General features: G+C 67.1%; 2 protein-coding genes. Both read right to left on the bottom strand.

The genetic code is table 11. From position 1 onward, the window contains the following. On the bottom strand, positions 1-349 hold a 349-nt coding region (locus AC1D1P_RS24215), incomplete at its 3' end, for a beta/alpha barrel domain-containing protein (RefSeq protein WP_477674776.1). 35 nt (positions 350-384) lie between these two features. Continuing rightward, the coding region (locus tag AC1D1P_RS24210) for a 2-dehydro-3-deoxygalactonokinase (protein ID WP_477674775.1) at positions 385-1,039 on the bottom strand (655 nt) is incomplete at its 5' end.

Below are 1,039 nucleotides of genomic sequence, written 5' to 3'. Positions count from 1 at the left end.
TCATGATGCCGGGCAGGCACACCAGGCCGAGGCGGACAGCTTCGCGCACCACCGCCGGGTTGAAATTGGGCGAAACGATGAGCTGGCCACCCGCGGCGTGCACGTCACACACCGCCTCAGGTGTCAGCACCGTGCCGGCACCAACCAGGGCCTGCGGAAAAGCGCTGGCCATGGCGGCAATGCTGTCCAGCGGCTGGGGTGAATTGAGCGGAATTTCGATCAGCGTCCAGCCCGTGGCAACGAGTGCCTGGCCGACAGGCAGGGCCTCTACCGGCGTCAGCCCGCGCAGGATGGCCACCAGGGGGAGGGCGCCGAGGGCCTGGGAGAATTTTTGGTGTGCGTTGTTCATGGTGTTCTGTGGGTTGAGACGCAATACTGCGCCGGTCAGGCCAGGGTATCGGCGATGGCGCGCAGGCCGCGCCAGGTAGCACCCGCACCCACGCGCTTCACGGGCACGCCGAGGTGGACAAGTGCCTGTTCGTAGCGCGCCGTGAGCGCCTCGGCGCCCATCACCACCACGGGCTCGCCGCGCGGCAGTGCCTGGGATTTGAGTTCCTCGCCGATGACCAGGCCCGACAGGTAGCTGGGCATGGCCTCGGTTGTCATTCGCTGGAACAGCGACAGGGTGCGTGTGCTGAAGGCTGTGTTCAGCAGGCCGGGGCCGGCCAGCGCATGGGCCACGCCCTGGTCAAAGGCGGCGGCGTCCAGCGCGGGTTCGTCGTCGGGCAGCATGCGTGCGAGGATGGATTGGCGGCGCAGCAGCGCATAGAACTCGCCGGTCATCCAGGTCGAAAAATCAGTGACTTGCCGGTTTTCGACGGTGACCCATTTGCTGTGCGTGCCGGGTAGCACCAGCCGGGCATGGGTCAGACCCAGCAGCTGCAAGGCGCCAAAGATCTGCGTTTCCTCGCCGCGCATGACGTCGGGCACGCCGCCCTTGTCTATGCTCAGGCCGGRCACGATGGCGATGCGGCCGGGCTCCACCCATTCCAGTGCGGCTGCGATCGCATCAAAACCGGCGGGGCAGGCGCAGTAGGGC

The organism is Polaromonas sp. P1_E1_2, from assembly GCF_056406035.1.
This window is presented reverse-complemented; position numbering and strand designations above follow the sequence as displayed.